The organism is Paenibacillus sp. J22R56 (genome assembly GCF_056269375.1).
The window spans coordinates 558,618-577,926 of the sequence record NZ_JBWDNV010000001.1; the positions used below are offsets into that span (position 1 = coordinate 558,618).

The window sequence follows — 19,309 nt, forward strand, 5'->3', positions numbered from 1 at the left end:
GACCTGTATCCAGGTCCTTCCCACGATAAGCGTCAGCTTGGCGCTTGCTCTTGTTTTAATGCTTTTCTATTTCCGAACAAGAACAACGCCGTCCCGATCCAACCGCATATCGAAGCGTTCACAAGCAGCATTGATAACGATACACTGTCCGATAGACCTGCTCCTAGCAGCGGCCCTAACGTTCCACGTACCCCAAACAACATCAGATGAACGCCAAATACAGTTGCTTCTCTTCCTGGAGCAAGCTTGGATACGAAAGCAAGAATACCAATATCCCAAATGGCTTCCCCTACGCCTTGAATGCCATTGCCCACAATAACTGCGGTATAAGTTCCCCATACACCATATAACATGGGAACGATCGCATAAGCACTAATCCCGCATACTAAGACATGCTTAATATCTATTCGATCAATTAACCGCCCTGCAATTAAATAAGTAAGCAGCAAGCCGGCAAAATAAGAAATACGGGCATAGCCTATTTGTAAGTTGCTCAGCTCCAGCACCTGCACCTGAATAATCTGGTAAAGCGGATTAGACAGCATATTACCAAAGCCAGCAAATGTCGTAGCTGCGAGGAATACGGCGAGCTTACGATTCCCTGATACGAGTACCCACTGGTCTCTCAGCGAGAATTTAGCTGCTGTCCTAGATGGTACAGGCATGAGCTGCTTTGGAAGCCGAAGCGAGTTAAATAAAATAACAGAAGCTGTACCAAAGATCGCGGCTGTAATAAGTGGACCAGCTGGTCCTGCTCCGTCAGCCCAAATGCCAACAATATAAGCAAGAGGAATCATTAATGCACCACTTGCTACTCGGACATATCCCATAAGACGGCCTCTGACATCAGCTGGATACATCCGGGCCACAAGCGAGGCGTAAGCCGGGGCTTGGATTCCCATTAATATTTGGAAGACCAGTGCAGTAGCCACATACACGGAAGGAAATGCAAACAAGGCTGGAAAGATGATCAACATCCTGCCGATTACATTCGGAATAATAACGAAAGGCTTAGGATTTCCAGTCTTCTCGATCCAGGCCGCCCAGATCGGCGAGAACAGTAATCCCACTGCAGGTGCAGCGGATAACAGCCCAACCTGAAGGTTGCTGGCTCCTTCTTGAATAGCAAACGGCATAAAAAATTGATTCAATACTACGTTAAAAATACTAAATAATAAGGTCGCGCTAAAATCAATTCTTGCATTAAACCAGACACGCGGCATCATTTGCATGCCGAGCTTATACACACTGCCCTTCGTTTCCATCTCGTTGCAATCCTTTCGCTCCACTGACCGTTTCTATATTTATAAGACATACCCATTAGATCAGAGATTATTGCAAAGCGCAACAATAAAAAAACGGTCCTTATCGGACCGAAGGCTGCTACCTATTACATCACCATTAGCAATAAACCAAAACAGGCGATAGATGTACCTGTATAGCCCCATGCTGCCGCAAGACTGCAATCCCTAAGTTTCCAAATCCGAATCAGGTAGACCACCGTAAAACCAATGGAAATAATCATGATTCCCATCATGATACCGTCCATGAAGGGATCATTCATCATACCGTTCATCCCGCCGCCGCTATGATGCATATTGGACCATTCCAATGCACTGACACCACCTGTCAGAAGAAGCGGAATAAGCAAATGAATGCCATGTACGACAATTGGAAATAACATGCCGCCAATAGAGAGAAGAGAGCTGCGCGGCAATCGTTTGTTGGACACGAGCAATCGCCTCCATTTCTGTTGCACTACTCCAGTATATGGCGCAGAAAGACAGAGATTCGCAATATTTTCTAAAGAATGACGGCGTACAGGCACAAAAAAAAGCAGACATTTGTCTGCTTCTCCATTAGCTTATTCCGGTTGTTCCTTACCGAGGAAGCGCCAGAAATTCCGGTTGAACAAATCATCCAGATCTCGCTTGATCTCTTCCTCCGTGACTTTCCATCCACTGTTATACAGCCGCTCATACTTCGAAGCCAGCACTTGGCCGATGATACGGCGCGAATGCTCCCACTTGTAAATCAGCTGTTCAAACACCCTGCAGTCCGAATGCTGAGGAATAACGGAGGTACCAAGCAGCTCCAAACGGAACTTCGTCATTTCCTCCACCATTGATTCAATATGGAGGAACCACCAGCAGCCAAACACCATCAGATTGCGGAATTTCCGTGCAAGCACAGTCAGCTCATGCTGGTTACTGCGAGCAAGCATAGTGATCAGGAACTTCTGCGAAGGATATGTTCTGCACAAAGCTTCAACTGCCGAGACATCTGAATCCATGCTCATATCTCCCGCCAAGCGAAGCTCGGGATTCACACGACGGCGAACACCAATCATAAGGGCAAATGGAATACCATGCTTTTGGCAGACCGGTACCATTGCTTCGTCAATCATTCGGGTGCGGTGATCTTCCGCTGGATATACGAAATCACCAGGCATCGATACAGCCAAATATAAAGCATCCATTCGTACAATCCACTCCGAGAGGAAACGCCGTACTTCTTCCTTCGTCCGTTCCGTCCATTCTACTGAAGCCTCATAGCCAAGCGAACGCAGATGATCAACGGCATTAGGCCAATCATTAAGCAAGGAGTCTACACGCAAAGCCGCTGAGAACCGGGAGTCGGTATTTCCTTCGCGGTTCAGCCATACTTCACGTTCTACCGCATCAAATGGATCATTTGTCATTACGACATGCTTCACATTCGAAATACGAAGTACTTCATCTACCTGCTGGGCAGTCGTACGATTAGCTAGCTCCTCACGATATTCATTCAAATTGCGCGAAGAAACATCAAGTCCCAGACGGTGAAGAATCGTAATGAAGCCATTAGCTGCTTCACTGACTGGTGAATGCTCGATAAAGAGCTTATTCCAGATCCAATCGGCCTGTTCACGCTTCGTCATTGCCCAGAATGCCTCATATGTCTCTTCATCGCTCGACCAGCGGAACGACTCCGATATTAAATAATGATAAATAAGAAGCTCATCTATACCCCAAAGCAGCAAATCACCAAAGTCAGCGGAAAATAAATGCGTATGCATATCCGTTACCGGCATTGTCATCGCGAGCTGCTCAACGATTTCTTTTACCGTAGTGACGGAATCAATCGTCTGTTGTTCCTTAATCATGCGATATTCCTCCTCAGCTTGTCCTACCTTCATCGTACCACCGGAAGAAATGTACCGCTTCTATACGGTTATCGTTGATTAGCATCTCATTTATACGTGGTTGGTGTATTAAGAAGAGCGCTGTATAATGAATCTGCACCATATTCATATCTTGGAGGATCACATGAGCACTCTAGAACAACACTCGCTTCCAATTGAGGCTATGTATAATACATCCCAAATTCCTACCGACTTTCATTCCCATCTGGAGTATGAAATATATTATTTCCACAGCGGAAAATGCAAGTTGTTAATCGGTGACAGCATCTATGACCTTACTCCAGGTAATCTCATCCTGATGAACGGCATGACGCTTCATTATCCATCTATAGATAATCGTTATGAGTATTGCCGAACGGTCGTTCATTTCGACCCTGCTTTCGCTTCTGGATTATTCCAGCCGCCGTTCCTCATTCCGCTGCTGCTCCCGTTCGAGCGTCAGACTAACCGCCTGATCTCGCTGCATCCGGAGGAACGTTCGCGAATCGAGCCGCTGCTTGAACGGCTATGTGAACTTCGTCAAAGTGAAGATCCATTGTCACATGACCGGCTGATCCTATGTTTTCAAGAGCTGCTTCTGCTCATCTATGAACTATCTAACATGCCTAGCTACGGACAAGCCACTCCGCCAACTAGTGTGAAGCATCAAAATGTCCAGAAGTTAATCGCCTATATCGAGGAGCATTATCAGAATGATATTCAACTCGATGATTTGGCTGGCTACATGCATTTGAACAAGCATTATATCGTCAAAATTTTCAAAGAAACAACAGGCATTACCTTATTTCATTATCTATACCAACGTCGTATAAATCAGGCGAAAATGTTGTTCACGATGAATCCGAACCGATCAATTACGGAGATGGCATTCGAGGTGGGCTTCAAATATGTTTCGCATTTCAGCCAAACGTTCAAAAAATATACCGGGCAATCGCCCGACGAATATCGTAAGGGAATTGCCCGGTCCTATAAAGATTCAGCTATTTTCCGTTAAGAACGGAATTGTTCCCGAATACCTGATAAATAAGCTTGCAGCACAACCTGGATACTCTCATCCAGATTAACCGGCAGGCCAAATCCACCGCTTCGTTCAAGAGAGGCGAAACCATGCATGAGGCTGCGAAATCCTCTTACAAGATGAATCGTATCTTCCTGCTTCATCTCATATGCATGATGCATCACTTGTATAATAAGCTGAATCAGCTCTTCGCTTACTTTCAGAAGCTCCGCATCTTCGGAATGCTGGGCAGGAAGTGTAGCTTCATATAAACCTGGATGCTCCCTTGCAAACTGTATATAGGCCCTTCCAATGGCAAAGACAGCATCGTCACCGGACCTGCCGGCTGCTGCCCGAAGCAGCTTATTATGCAGATTTTTCAAGCCGTATAGAGCAAGCTTTTCCTTCAGTCCGCTTAGTCCATCTACATGATTGTACAAAGAGGGGGAGCGGATACCGAGTTTTTGCGCTAATGAGGCAAGTGTTACGGACTCCAGCCCGTGCTCATCCGCCAGCTCGGCAGCCTTCTGTATAATGGTTGGTAAATCCAATCCTAATCGTGGTGACATATATTATTCTCCCTTATCTTCATTCCTGCTTTAGTCTAATTTCCTTTATACCAATACCGATTCAAGCTTTCTTGCAGCCTCCTGAACCGCTTGTTCCATGGCTGCTTCCGGATTAAGAAGCATTTTCCCATGACCAACAGCAAGCAAGGTCGGCTTCAGCTTAAGCAGCTTCATCGCACTATTAAGTGATTCTTTCTTGTTCCAGGTAGCCATTGCCGGGAACGGAAACCATGGACGTACCTGCCCGCTAACCGCAACTCCCCCTCGTGTTTGGAAAGCATCTCCCACTATTAAAGCCTGGTTTCGCGAATCAAGAAAGGACATGGAGCCTGGCGTATGTCCTGGCGTTGATACTGCGAGCAGCGAGCCAACACGATCTCCATCCTGCAGCAGCACATCTGGCAGCGTCAATATCTTGCCCGGCTTTGGCACGCCGCCTCTAATCGCCGTGTTTGGTTCATTCGCGTCAAGCGAGCGATCGCCGCTCAGCAGGCGGGAATCCCTAGCGGAAATATAAACAGTTGCATCAGGCAGTTGCTTCTCCAGCGCATCCAGTGCACCAATATGATCACCATGAGCATGAGTCAACACGATACGGGTAATGGGTTTGCCAATCTCATGGGCTGCTTTCAGAATAGCAGCCGCATTGTTTGGCATTGCTGCATCGATTAACGTTAAGCTCTTCTCTTCTTCGACCAAATAACAATTTACAGGAAATACGTTTGGCAAATACGTTAATTGATAAACAAATTCATGACGAGTTATTTTCATTTAAAATAACCACCTTCGCTTATAAACTAATATCGTTAGTTTTATAATAACTAATACCATTAGTTTTGGCAAGAGGGAATTTGCCTTTATAGAAAAAAATTTCTTCTAGTACAACGACAAGAAAATTACCTCTTTAGCGACATGAAAATCCCTACTAAGCCTTAAACTATGTTTTTCCACGACATGAAATTAAAGATATTACGGTTCTTAAATTGAGAATGACAAAAGCCCAAGGAAGTAGCAACTTCCTTGGGCTTTTGTATCGTTTTACCTCAATTCACTTGCAGTTATTCAGAAGTTTTGATTAACGACAGTTGATCGTCATGGTCGGCTGCCTTCATGTCTTTAATGAGAAATAATCTCCCCTACTGTGGTTATATAAGAATTCTTCTTGCGAATAGGTATTTACTCCTCCAATAAGGCTTATTCATATCAGTTAGAAAAAAATTAGAAGTCGGAAGACAATGAACTATCTTTTGATTGCCCGCATAGATGGCAACATGCCCGACCTGGCCTTTCTTGGGGTTTCGATCAGGTATATGATAGAACACCAAATCCCCAGGGCGAAGATCATTAATGTTGACCTTTATCCCCTGCTTCGCTTGATCTCCTGAAGTACGAGGTAATCGTATGCCATATCTAGCGAAAGCCATTTGAGTAAACAAAGAGCAGTCAATGTCCATAGGAGACGGATTCCGTTTTAACTGCATACCAACGTACCGTTTAGCGTAGTTCACAATCTTTATTGGAAGGATCATTTATTAATCAAACCATTTTGTGAAAGTACTATCTGGTACTCCAGGACTTTTATTTTTGTTACTACGACAAATACACATACTCGCTTCGCCAGCCATATAATTGGTGAATTTTCCTGTTGGATGTCGGTAACCTTCCCTATGCAGCCATGCATGATGAAGTGAACCGGCTAAAACTTGATTAGTTACACCTGTGTTTGAGATTGCTTTAGGATTGACTGTTATAGACAAAGAGTTCTTCTCCGGATCAGAAGCATTCACGCCTTTAATCGTCGAAGTTGTGCCTGCTGGTGGAATAGCATACATGATAAAAGCTTTAGCAGCGCGATTAAAACCATTCGCTGTAATCTGTGTAGTGAAACCATCCATTTGTATAGCAGCTGCAACTGCCCCATTAGTAATTTTTTCTTCGAACCACACTGGTGCTAAATTAAACTTCGCATACTTGTTTACGCAATTTTGATAAGCAGAGCGTTGCCCTGCATTTACGGCTTCTTGATGTTCTTGCCATTCAAGAAGAACTAGACCAATGATGGTTTTTATGCGATTGACTTGTACTGTGGTAAAGCGAGTATCAATCGAGAAACTCATTTTTGAAGGTAAAGGTTCTAACACAGGTGCATCAGGTACATTTACAGTAATGGTTTTATACGTTGCTGATATTCGAATAGGCTTTTTTAATGACACACCAAATCGGTGTATTTTTTTACGCATTAGTCTCACCATCCATTTCTATTTCTACTATTCTATGTAGAGAAGAAGATTTGGAGACACAGAATGATAGCTTCTTGTTTAATTGGTTATGTTGGCCATTGATCTGAAGACCTTTATTGAGAATTTATATAATGGGAAAATTCACGCCAAACTGCCTGAGCTTAATATAAAAAAGGGGTCTGAACCCTCCCATTGTATTTTTTGTGGCCAGTCCATTAAAATGGGATTTTCACATCCAAAATAAAACGACAAGAAAATCTGTACAAATGAAAAAGAGCCTTGATATATCGAGGTTCTAAATCGGGATTATTATGTCGTTGTACTCTTCTCTAGGAGGAGGAGGAATAGCAGAATGTATATATGCTCTGAGGTGTCAGCGATCGAATTGAGGATACGAGGAATTAATCTCATTGTTAACTTTATTCATAACCAATCAAATATCTTCTCCCAGAATTGCAAGAAAACTGCATCTAAGATGGATGCCACTTTCTATTATTAAAGAGAGTGCTTCTCAACAGTCTCAGCTTGGTTTGCTTTCAGTGCCCGCTCATCTAAGAATTGATCCAATCGATGAAGTGCTTGCTCCATTTCATCATGCTTGTTCAGCAGCTTATCTACATGTCTACAATTTTTCACCATTAACCTGACATTTTCCTCTTCTATCTCCAGATGAAATTGGAATCCATTAACGTAGTCTCGGTAAACAAAAGTTTGATTTAAACAAGCCCACCCATGCGTCGTCAACGCATGGGTCTTGGACTTGAGTCGTGCGGATGGCAGCTCACAACTTCCTTAACTCATCCAGAATATCCTCCGGCTCCAAGCGCTTCATAAAATCCGGGTTGACGTACGCGGAACGGATAATGCCGGACTCGTCGATCATGAAGGTGGAAGGAATGGGGAGTATCCACCGCTCGGTCGCGTTGTATTCGGCCAGATTCAGCTTGAATAGGTTCGTCTTCATCTCCTGAATGTACGGCGGTACGTCGTACAAAATATTGTAAAACGCTGCTACCAGACCGTTCGTATCGCTCAGTACCTGGAACTGTAGTTCTTCCTTCTCTTGATGGGAAAGCGTATTGTCTGGGCTTTGTGGGCTCACCGCGATGAGCCTAGCACCTAGCGCTTCAATCTCCGGCAGCACTGTCTGATACGCCCGGAGCTGCGAGTTGCAGTAAGGGCACCAGCCGCCGCGGTAGAAGGTGAGAACGACAGGTCCTTTGGCCAGTTCGTCGTACAAGTGAACGGGAATGCCCATCGAGTTTTTCAGCGTAAAATCTTTCGCCTTCTGCCCTTCCTGCAGACCATACTGCATTCCCGACTCGATCTGCTCCCGGATCGAACGGAACATCTTGGCCTGGACTTCTGCGGGCGAATGGGCGATAAAGTGTTGTTTCATTTCTTCTAGCTCTTGATTTAATGACATGAATGATTCTCCTCCAACTATATAAATGTATTCTCCTGTTTCTCGCTAAGGCCATTATTTCATAATGCCAATAAACAGAAATGCGATACCGATTACGATTGAGAGGTAACCGGCAACTTTTCTTACAGTACCGCCCCATTTGGCTAATTTGCTAAGAATGGAAATGGAAAAGACGCCAACGGCAACGAGGATTACGCCTTTCCCTAACGAATAGGTCGTCATGAGTAATGCTCCGTGAATCGGATTTCCCTGAAGTGCTATATAGCTGATCAGCGCAAAAAAGATTGGGATTGCACAGGGTGAAATGACAAGTCCATAAGGAATTCCTAGCTTGAAAGCGGCCATGTTGTTTTGCGGAAGTTCTGGCCGGCTGAGCGGCTTTTGGAATGCAGGCATTGCGAATGAAATGACGCCAAGCAACTGTAGCCCGGCCAATATGTCAAAAAGTGGCGGAACCCAGGTTAGCAAACGATATTTCTCAACAGAGGGCATGAACTGCTGGCCGAGCAATGCAAAGATCAAACCAATCAATACTGAAGTGACAACCATACCCAAGATAAAGTTGATCGTGATCCGAATGGCTTTTCTTTTATCACCGGCAGCTCCTTTCTGCACATAACTCGCAAACATAGCAAGCACAGGCATATAACATGGCAATACCGCGCTCACGATTCCGACGACGAACACAAGGATGTAAGTAGAGGCGGAAACAACGCCCGTGATCGTAAAATGATATAATTCTTCCATTTGTTTCTCCTTTTATCTAGTGGATTTATCGATTAAGTAATTCACACACACGTTCACGAAGCTTAGGCAGTGAGGGCAAAGTTGCAAATTCCGCTTCCCCATTGATGAGAATCGCTCCGGCGCCGAAAATGTTCAGTTCCTGGAGACGTTCAAACTGCTCGACCACATGTAATTCCTGAATCTCGATTTGCGGAAATTCCACCGCTACTTGCTTAACTAGTTTTAGAGCTTTTTGACAGATTGAACATCCTGGTCCAGCTGACACCACCTCAATTAACAAAAGAACTCCTCCTTCTTTTTAATTCCGTTAAACATCCTCCATGCCAAAAGAAGATTTGCTTTGATTATAAAGGTCGAGCTGTTAAATCCTTGTTAAGTAAGTGAAGCTCCGAAAGACTTCATGATTTTCCTCGTTTCGCGAAAAAATGTGTGATAATCTATTCTCATTGTCTTGGAAGGAAGGAGTGGTACTATGCGAATCCTCATTGTTGAAGATGAGGAGGATCTTTCACGTGCATTAGCCAAGGGTTTAAGGCGGGAAGGTTACGCAGTGGACATCGCTGTTGACGGACTAACCGGGTGGGAGCTCGCGGATACCAATGATTATGACGTGATTCTCCTCGATATCAATCTTCCGGAGCTGGATGGCATTTCACTTTGTCAACGAATTCGCCAGTCCTCGCACAACAACGATGTTTTTATTCTCATGCTGACAGCGCGCAGCCATCCGGATGAAGTAGAAGAAGGGCTCGATTCGGGCGCGGATGACTACCTCCGTAAACCCTTTGTGTTTAATGAATTGCTTGCCCGCATCCGGGCGCTCCTTCGCCGGAGCTCGTCGGTGAAAAGCACCATTCTGCAGTTCGATCAGCTCACCCTTGATTCGAAGACAAGGGAAGTCTGGTTCGAGAATGCTCTAATTTCATTGACGAAAAAAGAATTCGGATTGCTCGAATATCTGATGTTGCATCCCGGCGAGGTCATTTCGTCAGAACGGCTTCTCGAACATGTTTGGGATATCCATGCGGATCCCCTTTCCTCAACGGTCCGGGTTCACATCAATTCCTTGCGCAGAAAGCTCTCGTATCATGATCCAGAGGCAGGAGATCGTTATATTCAGACCGTTCAAGGTTATGGGTATAAATGGGCTCTACGCACACCTGCAAAGAAAGAGGGCACGACATGAAACCATGGAACCGGCTTTCGCTGCGTGCAAGAGTAACGCTGTTTTCTATTCTTTTTTTGGCGATATTGATTACTTTATATGTGGCTATAGAGTCTTTTTTCTCCGTTTTCAAAATTGTATCCGAGTTGCAGGGGCGAATCATAAGCTTAGTTGTCGTTCTAACAGGCATGATTCTCAGTTCGCACTGGCTCGCCGTGATTATCCTGAAGCCTGTGAAACGGATGAGCGAAACAGCCGCTGGAATAACGGCAACCACCCTGCATAAACGTCTCGAAATTGACCAGCTACATGACGAATTGAAGAAGCTCGGGGTCGTATTTAATACGATGATGGATGGGCTGGAACACTCTTTTAAACAACAGGCTCGTTTCGTTTCCGCGGCTGCGCATGAATTAAGAACGCCGCTCTCCATTCTGCGCACGAATCTTGAAGTGGCTGGCGATGGCGATGGCATTGATCCAAGCGATTGGAGAGATTACAGGGCGACAACGGAACGAACGCTTTCACGACTAGAGTCATTAACGGAGGATTTGCTGCTGCTGGCTGACGGCACGTACGATCAGACGCAAAGTGAGCACAAGGTTATAGAGCTAGCCAACATTCTCGCAGATGCAAAATCATTTATGGAACCGATGGCAGTCAAATACGGGGTGACGCTTCATCTAATGGAGCCCTGCACTGCTTTGGTTAAGGGGGAAGAAAGCTTCTTATTCCTGGTCTTTCGAAACCTGTTGGACAACGCCATCCGGTATAATCGGCCAAATGGGAACGTTACGCTGCAGGTTTTGCATGAAAATGGACGAATTGCGGTTCGGGTTTCAGACACGGGGAAGGGAATATCCCCTCCGTCCAGGGAACTGGTTTTTGAGCGGTTTTATCGAATCGACTCGTCACGGGCACGTAGGAATGGCGGGGCGGGGCTTGGTCTTTCGATTGTCCGCCATTTGCTTGCATTTTTCGAGGGGACCGTTGAACTGGAGACGAGTTCCGAATTAGGAAGTGTGTTTAAGGTCACGTTGGTCCGGGGTTAAAAAGCTCAACTTCACACTGACCCCTTTCTTTCAAATCACCTATTACGGCTAAATTGGTTGTCATCGGATCGAGTCTACGTAGAACGCATTCTACAATACATAAAAATAAAAAAGAACCTTGATTTATCAAGGTTCTTTTTCATTTTTATGTCGTTGTACTCTCACGAAGAGGCAACAACGCCAGAGATTTTTCACATTCACAAAATCGGTTCCCGCTTCCGGAACTGTTCAGGTGTCATGCCCGCATACTGCTTGAACAGCCGGCTGAAATGGGCCAGATGCTTGAAGCCAAGACGGAAACACACCTCCGTAACCGTTAGTTCAGGCTGCATGAGGAATAAGATTTTGGCTTCGTTAATTCGCCTTCTATAAATAAAATGAAAGATCGTTACACCGGTGACTTCCTTAAACAGCTTGGATAGATACGACTTACTAAGATGAAGCTGTTCCTCCAGCTGTTCCATATTAATATCCTCGGTATAACGCTCCTCCAGCACCGAAATAATTCGTTGTACGGTCGCTTCCTTCTCGGAGCTGTATTCCTGTCTGTTCCGATGAAGAAGCGGCTGCTCACAGAGATCGAGAATGAAGTACAGCAAATCAACAAACGCCAGTCGCAGCCGATTTTCACCAATCGTATCCCCGCGCTTCTGATATTCATTCATCCTTGCCAGAATTCGCTCAACCTCTGCCTTATCCTCACCCCGCAGCCGCAGCCTGTAATTGTTGAGCTGTTGAAACGGCTGAAGAACATTCCGAGCATGAGGCAGTTCGAGATAAGGCTGGAGCATAGTTGGCTCAAAATGAATAATCGAACGGATATATTCAACCGTTGGGTCTGTCTTGGCGCAATGAAGCGTCATGCCGTACATAATAATCAGATCACCTGGGGCAAGCTCATAAATCTGGTCGCCGATCAAATAGTTGCATTTGCCACCGTGGAAATAATAAACCTCGTAGAACATATGTGAGTGAAAAAACGGCTCCATCGGCTGGTCCGACCAGTAATGCAAATCCAGCATATTAAGCCTCGGCTTGCAGCAGCTCTTGCATATATTGGACAAAATGTTTTAGCATTTGCTGCGTTTCCGGGAACTGTCCGCTAAAGTCTTCTACACCAAGGTAACCGTCGTAACCTACTGCCTTCAGATCGGCGATAACCTGTTTCCAAGGCACGACGCCTTCCTTAACACCGCTCCATTCCGACTTCCAGCGTGTGCTTCCGTCCTCGGCTATTCCGTCTGTTACGAAACCTGCATTTTTAACATGTACATGTGCAAGGTAAGGACCAAGAAGCTCCATTCCCATCCGGTAGTTCTCGAACCCTTCATGCACCATGTTGCCCGGATCAAATAAGACGCCGATAAAGGAAGGATCAAGCCCTTCTACCAAGCGGTAAGCTGCCGATGCGCTTGGCGCAATCGTCTGATGATGAGTCTCGACCAAGCCTTTAATGCCGTACTGACGACAAAGGGCTTCCGAATCCTTCAAATATTGACGAGTCAGCGTGAACAGCTCACCAAAAGATCGGGAACGGTCATAACCAGGAACACCAAGGCGGATAAACTTCGCACCCATACGCTTAGCCGCACGAAGCACATCTTCGGTTGCTTCCAAATCACCAGCTGTCAAATAAGGCGTTACGCTGATCGAGCTTAAGCCCTGCGAAGCTGCTGCTTCACGGAAACGATCAACCATCGCTTCGCCTCCTGAAGGAAGCAGTGTACACAGGTTGTTGCCCCAGAAGGATGGCTTTTGCTCTGCTGCATTTTCTGGCGCTTCTTTATATCGCCATTCAATACCATCAATTCCGGCTTCGCGTGCAACGCTTACTAATTCCTCCGGCGTCAGCTCAGGTGTTGCGACTGTGAAGATAGACAGTTTCATATAAGAACCCTCTTTCGCTAATGGTTGTTCTATTCGACCCGTATAGCTTGTCTTTGCGCCTCAAGGCATAGTTCGGCTGCTTTGAATGTATGCTCCTGCGGCATTGCCAGATCCGTTCCGTTCAATATATCAAGAATGAGTGCTCCAAAGTAAGGGAAGCCTACTTGGTCCTTCACTTCAATCTTATGTTCACCTTCGCCATTTACCAGGAACAGATGGTCTCCCGTGTTACTTCTCGCGATATCCACGTATTTGCGGAGTTCGATATAACCGTTGGTACCAAGAATCATTGTTCTGCCATCACCCCAGGTAGACAAGCCATCTGGTGTAAACCAGTCAACACGGAAGTAGTTCGTAGCCCCGTTATCTCCGATAAGGTTAGCATCCCCATAATCCTCAAGCTCTGGGTATTGCTTATTATTATAGTTAGCTACTTTGCTGTGCTGGACTGTAGCGTCTTTGCAGCCGGCATAATACAGGAATTGCTCAATCTGATGACTGCCGATATCACACAGGATACCGCCGTACTGTTCTTTTTTGAAAAACCAATCCGGACGCATATGCGCATTCAGGCGGTGTGGCCCTAATCCAATAACTTGCAGCACACGGCCAATTGCACCGTCTTTAATAAGCTGTCCTGCAAATTCAGCGCTTTCAACATGCAGACGTTCACTGTAATAGACCGAATATTTTTTAGCTGTCTCTGCAGCTGTCTTCTTGGCATCGGCCAATTGATCAAGCGTTGTGAACGGTGCTTTATCTGTGAAATAATGCTTGCCGTGCTGCATGACTTTCACACCAAGCGGTCCGCGCTCGTTCGTTACTGCCGCCGCAGCCACCAGCATGACTTCATTATCCTGCAGGATTTGTTCCTGAGAAAACGCTACTTGCACCTCCGGATACGTACGGCAGAATACTTCTACCTTAGCAGGATCTGGATCGTAGACCCATTTCAGAGTACCGCCCGCTTCGCGAAGGCCGTTACACATGCCATATATATGTCCGTGGTCAAGCGACATCGCAGCGAAGATGAACTCGCCTTGTGTAACAACAGGACGTGGTTTACCTTGCGGCGCATAATTCATTCCATTAGATGAAGACATGATTTGACCTCCTGATTAATGAGTACCTGTAACATCAAGCGTATGGTATTCATTTGCATTTTTCTTCGATTCGGATTTCGCGATTTGCTCTTGCAGCTTGTTATAGAACAACTCTTCGTCAATCGGCAGATCTACCCAGCTGTCTGTCCAAGTAGAGAGCAGCATCGCGTTCGAGATCATCAGGCCTTTAATTCCCTCTTCGCCAGGAGCAATAAGTGCTGTTCCTTTGTTAATCGCATCTGCCCAGTTTTGGGTAATTTCCATATGGCTGCCGCCGCCGTTGCTAATTGGAATATCGAACTTCCAGCATTCCGGTGAGCCAAAGCCGCCCGTGAAGGTATTATTAAATTCCGTCTCCGATACACGCAGACGATGGAAGGTTAGTTTATTATCTTCGATAACGATTTTGCCGCGGTCGCCCGAAATTTCGAACCGGTTTGTACCCGGCGCCTCGAACGTAGAAGTTACGAATACGCCAGTAGCACCGTTCTCATATTCAACGTAAGCCGTAACATCATTCTCCACTTCAATATCACGGTGCTTGCCGAATTGGCAGAACGCACGGACGCGTTTTGGCATAAGACCTGTTGTCCATTGCCACAGATCGAGCTGATGTGGATCTTGGTTAATAAGGACGCCGCCGCCTTCGCCGGCCCAAGTTGCACGCCAGCCGCCAGAGTTATAGTAGCTTTGCGAACGGTACCAGTCTGTAATAATCCAGTTTGTACGGCGCACTTCGCCTAGTTCACCGGATGCAATCAGCTCTTTAAGCTTCGCATACAGCGGATTCGTACGCTGATTGTACATGATGCTGAAGACTTTGCCGCTTTGCGCTGCTGCTTCATTCATTTCGCGAACCGCACGTGTGTACACACCAGCCGGCTTCTCGATCAATACATGAAGACCTGCGTTTAATGCTGCGATCGCCTGCTCTGGATGATCATAATGTGGTGTGCAAATAATGACGCCGTCTACCGCTCCGGACTCGAACAGTTCCTGCGGGCTGAGGAAGCCTTGAATATGATCGCCCCATTCTTCCTTCACTTCTGCCAAACGCTCCGGACGAACATCGGATACTGCCGTCAACTCAGCTCCTTTGACGCCTCCTGTAATCAAATAACGGGCATGCCCCGTTCCCATATTTCCTAATCCAACGATACCGATACGTACCATAATTACACCCTCTCCATGCTTGATGAAATAAGGAATCTCTTCCTTCATTCTAGCACGTGAGCTATGTAAGCGCTTGATTCTAATGAGCCAATAATGGACTTCATTTAACTGTGGTTGTTCTGAGTTGGAAGATATCACAGTTAAATACTCTTCATGAACAAGCCTATGGACACTGTAATAAAGCTCCGGGCTTCGGCCGCTGTTGTTTTTGAATACACTTGTATTTAACTTTCACAGTTAAAATACAGGAACAAAGGCGAGCGCTCCCGCTCCGAAAGCTCCAAGTTTTTTTCTCCGTTTCACGTCTTTTTAACTTCAATCCCATATCTGATCCAATTTATCTGAGTAAAATAGGATTGCCTTACTATAGTCTTGGATTCCCTCATCCTTACTTGTTTCTGCTAACTGCTTTAATAAAACTGACATCGCTTCACTGAATGCAGTTTGCAGCTTCTAATTGATTCATGATTATCACCCTCGCGCTTTTCATTAATTTCATCTAACAGCAAATTTCGCAATTTCACAAGGTTTAAGGTAGACGGGAATATGGGTAAGTAGATATACAATCTACTTGTGAGGTGACAGCGATGAAGCCATTCGAACGAAGCGCCGACCGCCGACGACAGCAGCAAGGCAAGCGCGATAATCCGGAGGGCATTCCGACGGAAAAAGAAAGCTTGTTCGACAGGTTCGCCAGCGAGCGTACGGTTGATCCGATCCCGGGCGAGGACCAGACCATCGGGCAGCAGGATGAGAAGAACAAGAGCCGTACGAAACAGGATTCCTCCAGCGAACGTAAGTATCGTACGGGGATTTGAACTCTGTCAGAATCCCCGCGACGCCGAGGACGGTGGAAACATAGAAATGGCAGCAGATCCTCAGATCAGCTGCCATTTTTATGTTTCTAAACTATCGTTCCTTGCTAACATATTACCTCTGACTGTCCGGCTGCCTTATGACAAACACGAGTACACGATGTTTTTTAATCGAGGATGTACGTAGGGCTCCTGATTGTTCACCAAATGCTGCGCATACATGACGGTCAACTGCGAATCGGGATCGATGATCGCGAAGCAGCCGGCCGCCCCGCTCCAGCCGAATTCGCCGAGCGGTGACAGGGAGCCGCTGCCCGCTTTAGAAATATGGGTTCTTACGCCAAGCCCATAACCATAACCGGCGTGATGCTCCCAGTTATAGTCGCTTCGCGTGTTCTCGGTCAGATGGTCAGTCCTCATCAGATCAACGCTGGCAGTTGACAAGATACACACGCCTTCCGGGCTTGTACCTCGATTGGTCAACATGTTCAGGAAAAGCGAATAATCGCTTACGGTTGACAGTAAGCCGGCCCCGCCGCTCTCGAATTCTGTACCGATGCGGTACCAGTCCCCGTCCATACGAACGGCCTTGCCAAGCTCATCATTGTATTCATATTGCGGAACAAGACGGCTTTGTTGCGCTTCTGACAGGTTGAAGCAAGTATCGAGCATACCTAGCGGTCCAGTAATTTCTTCGTGCACGTATGAACTGAACCGCCTTCCATCGACCTCCTCAACAAGTGCTGCAAGAACGTCATGGCACAGACTGTAGTTCCACCGGGTCCCCGGCTCGAACAGCAGCGGCTCCTTGGCGAGGGCTACAGCAAATTCGCGGGTCGCCAACCTGCCGTTCGTGCGTTCCACTGCCTCCCGTATGGAAGGGGACGCAATGTCGTAGGAGAAGCCGGCAGTCATTGTGAACAGGTCGCGAATCGTGATTGGACGCTCCGACAACTCTGTTGTATCTCCATCGTCCGACTGCTTCTTTTGCACCATCATTTCAGTGAACTCTGGCAGATAGGAGGAGATAGGATCGCCGAGCAGAATCGCTCCCTTTTCAACCAGTTGAAGTGCAGCCGTGCATGTCAGTAATTTCGTAAGCGAATAGAGGTAAATAATACTATCCTCGTCAATCGGGGTCTTCGCTTCCAGATCGGCGTATCCCGCCCGGTAGCGGAAAACCGTCTCATTGCGATGCATAACAAGCACTTCCGCCCACGGAATGCGCCAGACGGTGATGCGATCGATAAACCGGGACAGCGGTGTGAAGTCCATAATTTCTCATCCTCTACTAAAGGTTTCCCTTCCATTATTGTACAGGGAAACCGTTCCTGCAAACTATCCCTCCATTGTGTTGATGATATCAAGCCAGTGGTCAGTTCTATTCAGGCACGCGGATAAACAACAGAGGCTCTGTAAACACTTTATATGAGGTGATGACATCGTGGAAGCGTATAGAGCGAAGGAGATCGCCGATTCTCCAGAAATGTTAATCGTGTCTTACTTTGGTGTTCCTGTGTTTATCGAGCATGTTAACCTAGGAGCCGGTACGGCAAGAATTCATCCGCTAGATAGACCGGACGAGGAGCAGACGGTGCCGGTCGACGTGCTAACGGAAGAATTCAACGACGAGTTTGATACACCGTTTATGTAGGACGCCTCCGAAACGGCTGCTGTTCCTGTGATCAGCTGCCGTTTTATTATTCTCCACTAATAATCGTTTCCTAATTTGTTGCATTAATATGTACATTAACAAAATAAAGCTGCCGATCATGCGACCGGCAGCTTTGTTTCGTTTGGCTATTCAAATATCATTCTCCGTTTGCTTAGGTATGTCCAATGTCGGATGGTGGTTGCGAATTTCTTTCGCGAATGGCTTCTTCCGTTCGTGGGACAAGAAACTCTACGCCAAATTTTGCTGCGCTCGCTTGCACCTCCTCGATGAAAGGACGGAAAATCGTATTGTATTCTTGGAACGCAAGTTCAAAATCACCATCGCATTTTTGAAAAGCATCAGCCAAGGCGGCCGCTCCATCTATTGCCAGCGATCCTCCCATACCAGCAGCCGGAGAGGCGCAGTATCCAGCATCACCAACTAGCGCTACTCTGCCTTTTGTCCATGACGGCATTTTCATTTGGCACAGCTTGTCAAAGTAAAAGGTTTTCGAGTTCTTCACTTCTTCCAGCAATTCCGGCGTTCGCCAGCCTACCCCTGAAAACTGATCCAAAATGATATTCCGCTGCTGTTCTTCGTTTCGGTAGTCGTAAGGGATTTCCTTCTCCGAATAGAAACAGAGGACGATATCGGTTTTATTGTTGTAGGCGTTCAGGAAGACTGCCTTGCCCGACTCATTGTACATCTGTGTTGTATTCTCCCGGATCAACGACTTATTCACGATCGTAATAGAGAAATAAGTTTTAAGGAAATGTGAAAATCCCTCCTCCTCACCAAAGCAATATTTTCTGACTGCCGATTGAATACCATCGCAGCCAAATACGAGGTCAAACGAGCGCTTTTGCCCCCCTTTGAAAGCTACGTCGACGCCATTACTTTCTTCCTTCAACGATGTTATGCTTTCGCCGAAAAGAAACTCGACATCATCTTTGACTGCTTCGAACATCATATTCAGCAATACATTTCGCTCGATTTCGTATTCATCTTCCGCGGGCTGCTCACTGTCATTTTGAATGATCTCTAATCTTTCAGTTACATCATCGGAATTTTTGAATTCCATCGATTCCATGATTATTCTATTCGACTGGATTTGGTCGAACAGCCCCATACGCTTTACGATGTCGATCGTATTTCCGCGGATATTTACAGGAGTGCCGCCTTTTTTGAGACCTTTGGCGATCTCAACAACGGTGACGTTATAGCCCAACTTCTTCATCCAGTAAGCTGTTGAGAGGCCCGCGAAACTAGCCCCGCTAATTAGTATATTTTTCATATT

General features: G+C 46.2%; 22 protein-coding genes. 5 read left to right on the forward strand and 17 right to left on the reverse strand.

Going from position 1 to position 19,309, the window contains the following annotated elements; all coding sequences use genetic code 11:
- Window positions 1-32 precede the first annotated feature (32 nt).
- The 3 genes from AC0YNT_RS02410 to AC0YNT_RS02420 form a co-directional block, all read right to left on the reverse strand.
- Entirely contained in the window at window positions 33-1,265 is a 1,233-nt protein-coding gene (locus AC0YNT_RS02410; RefSeq protein ID WP_475803158.1) for an MFS transporter, read from the reverse strand.
- 125 nt (window positions 1,266-1,390) lie between these two features.
- A complete protein-coding gene (locus AC0YNT_RS02415) occupies window positions 1,391-1,732 on the reverse strand; it encodes a hypothetical protein (protein ID WP_475803159.1) in 342 nt (113 codons plus the stop codon).
- A gap of 132 nt (window positions 1,733-1,864) precedes the next feature.
- Window positions 1,865-3,145, reverse strand: coding sequence for a glucuronate isomerase (locus tag AC0YNT_RS02420; protein WP_475803160.1), 1,281 nt, complete (start codon window positions 3,143-3,145; stop codon window positions 1,865-1,867).
- A gap of 163 nt (window positions 3,146-3,308) precedes the next feature.
- Between AC0YNT_RS02420 and AC0YNT_RS02425 the strand changes: the two genes are divergently transcribed.
- Entirely contained in the window at window positions 3,309-4,178 is an 870-nt protein-coding gene (locus AC0YNT_RS02425; RefSeq protein WP_475803161.1) for a helix-turn-helix transcriptional regulator, read from the forward strand.
- On the opposite strand, the gene AC0YNT_RS02430 is transcribed toward AC0YNT_RS02425, so the two are convergent.
- The 8 genes from AC0YNT_RS02430 to AC0YNT_RS02465 form a co-directional block, all read right to left on the reverse strand.
- Complete coding sequence (locus tag AC0YNT_RS02430) at window positions 4,175-4,750, reverse strand: TetR-like C-terminal domain-containing protein (protein ID WP_475803162.1); 576 nt, start codon at window positions 4,748-4,750, stop codon at window positions 4,175-4,177. The genes AC0YNT_RS02425 and AC0YNT_RS02430 overlap by 4 nt on opposite strands.
- Before the next feature lie 45 nt (window positions 4,751-4,795).
- A complete protein-coding gene (locus tag AC0YNT_RS02435) occupies window positions 4,796-5,521 on the reverse strand; it encodes an MBL fold metallo-hydrolase (protein WP_475803163.1) in 726 nt (241 codons plus the stop codon).
- A 374-nt stretch (window positions 5,522-5,895) separates the two neighbouring features.
- Window positions 5,896-6,279, reverse strand: coding sequence for a C40 family peptidase (locus AC0YNT_RS02440; protein WP_475803164.1), 384 nt, complete (start codon window positions 6,277-6,279; stop codon window positions 5,896-5,898).
- 3 nt (window positions 6,280-6,282) lie between these two features.
- Window positions 6,283-6,990: a hypothetical protein gene (locus tag AC0YNT_RS02445; protein WP_475803165.1), complete on the reverse strand. Its 708-nt coding sequence runs from the start codon at window positions 6,988-6,990 to the stop codon at window positions 6,283-6,285.
- A 495-nt stretch (window positions 6,991-7,485) separates the two neighbouring features.
- Entirely contained in the window at window positions 7,486-7,629 is a 144-nt protein-coding gene (locus AC0YNT_RS02450; RefSeq protein WP_475803166.1) for a hypothetical protein, read from the reverse strand.
- 142 nt (window positions 7,630-7,771) lie between these two features.
- The gene (locus AC0YNT_RS02455; protein WP_475803167.1) at window positions 7,772-8,416 is read right to left on the reverse strand and encodes a peroxiredoxin-like family protein; all 645 of its coding nucleotides are present in this window, start codon (window positions 8,414-8,416) and stop codon (window positions 7,772-7,774) included.
- Between the two features lie 54 nt (window positions 8,417-8,470).
- A complete protein-coding gene (locus AC0YNT_RS02460; RefSeq protein WP_475803168.1) occupies window positions 8,471-9,163 on the reverse strand; it encodes a cytochrome c biogenesis CcdA family protein in 693 nt (230 codons plus the stop codon).
- Window positions 9,164-9,188: 25 nt separating this feature from the next.
- Window positions 9,189-9,443 (reverse strand): thioredoxin family protein, encoded by a 255-nt coding sequence (locus AC0YNT_RS02465; RefSeq protein ID WP_475803169.1) that lies wholly within the window; start codon window positions 9,441-9,443, stop codon window positions 9,189-9,191.
- A gap of 192 nt (window positions 9,444-9,635) precedes the next feature.
- On the opposite strand from AC0YNT_RS02465, the gene AC0YNT_RS02470 reads away from it, so the two are divergent.
- Both AC0YNT_RS02470 and AC0YNT_RS02475 read left to right on the forward strand, forming a co-directional pair.
- On the forward strand, window positions 9,636-10,349 hold the full coding sequence (locus tag AC0YNT_RS02470; protein ID WP_475803170.1) for a response regulator transcription factor: 714 nt from the start codon (window positions 9,636-9,638) through the stop codon (window positions 10,347-10,349).
- Window positions 10,346-11,380 (forward strand): sensor histidine kinase, encoded by a 1,035-nt coding sequence (locus tag AC0YNT_RS02475; RefSeq protein WP_475803171.1) that lies wholly within the window; start codon window positions 10,346-10,348, stop codon window positions 11,378-11,380. Before AC0YNT_RS02470 ends, AC0YNT_RS02475 begins: the two co-directional genes overlap by 4 nt.
- 197 nt (window positions 11,381-11,577) lie before the next feature.
- Here AC0YNT_RS02475 and AC0YNT_RS02480 read toward each other — a convergent pair whose 3' ends face one another.
- The 4 genes from AC0YNT_RS02480 to AC0YNT_RS02495 are packed head-to-tail and all read right to left on the reverse strand — an operon-like array spanning window position 11,578 to window position 15,543.
- A complete protein-coding gene (locus AC0YNT_RS02480; RefSeq protein WP_475803172.1) occupies window positions 11,578-12,402 on the reverse strand; it encodes an AraC family transcriptional regulator in 825 nt (274 codons plus the stop codon).
- Between the two features lies 1 nt (window position 12,403).
- Window positions 12,404-13,267: a sugar phosphate isomerase/epimerase family protein gene (locus tag AC0YNT_RS02485; RefSeq protein WP_475803173.1), complete on the reverse strand. Its 864-nt coding sequence runs from the start codon at window positions 13,265-13,267 to the stop codon at window positions 12,404-12,406.
- Between the two features lie 29 nt (window positions 13,268-13,296).
- A complete protein-coding gene (locus AC0YNT_RS02490) occupies window positions 13,297-14,370 on the reverse strand; it encodes a Gfo/Idh/MocA family protein (protein ID WP_167279481.1) in 1,074 nt (357 codons plus the stop codon).
- Between the two features lie 15 nt (window positions 14,371-14,385).
- Window positions 14,386-15,543 carry a Gfo/Idh/MocA family protein gene (locus AC0YNT_RS02495; protein WP_208420404.1) on the reverse strand — a complete coding sequence of 386 codons (1,158 nt, stop codon included), beginning with the start codon at window positions 15,541-15,543 and terminating at the stop codon, window positions 14,386-14,388.
- 587 nt (window positions 15,544-16,130) lie between these two features.
- On the opposite strand from AC0YNT_RS02495, the gene AC0YNT_RS02500 reads away from it, so the two are divergent.
- Entirely contained in the window at window positions 16,131-16,361 is a 231-nt protein-coding gene (locus tag AC0YNT_RS02500; RefSeq protein WP_475803174.1) for a hypothetical protein, read from the forward strand.
- Between the two features lie 135 nt (window positions 16,362-16,496).
- On the opposite strand, the gene AC0YNT_RS02505 is transcribed toward AC0YNT_RS02500, so the two are convergent.
- The gene (locus tag AC0YNT_RS02505) at window positions 16,497-17,633 is read right to left on the reverse strand and encodes a serine hydrolase domain-containing protein (protein ID WP_475803175.1); all 1,137 of its coding nucleotides are present in this window, start codon (window positions 17,631-17,633) and stop codon (window positions 16,497-16,499) included.
- Window positions 17,634-17,802: 169 nt separating this feature from the next.
- Between AC0YNT_RS02505 and AC0YNT_RS02510 the strand changes: the two genes are divergently transcribed.
- Window positions 17,803-18,012 (forward strand): H-type small acid-soluble spore protein, encoded by a 210-nt coding sequence (locus tag AC0YNT_RS02510; RefSeq protein ID WP_167279478.1) that lies wholly within the window; start codon window positions 17,803-17,805, stop codon window positions 18,010-18,012.
- 172 nt (window positions 18,013-18,184) lie between these two features.
- Here AC0YNT_RS02510 and AC0YNT_RS02515 read toward each other — a convergent pair whose 3' ends face one another.
- Window positions 18,185-19,306, reverse strand: a complete 1,122-nt coding sequence (locus tag AC0YNT_RS02515) for an FAD-dependent monooxygenase (RefSeq protein WP_475803176.1) — start codon at window positions 19,304-19,306, stop codon at window positions 18,185-18,187.
- Between the last annotated feature and the right edge of the window lie 3 nt (window positions 19,307-19,309).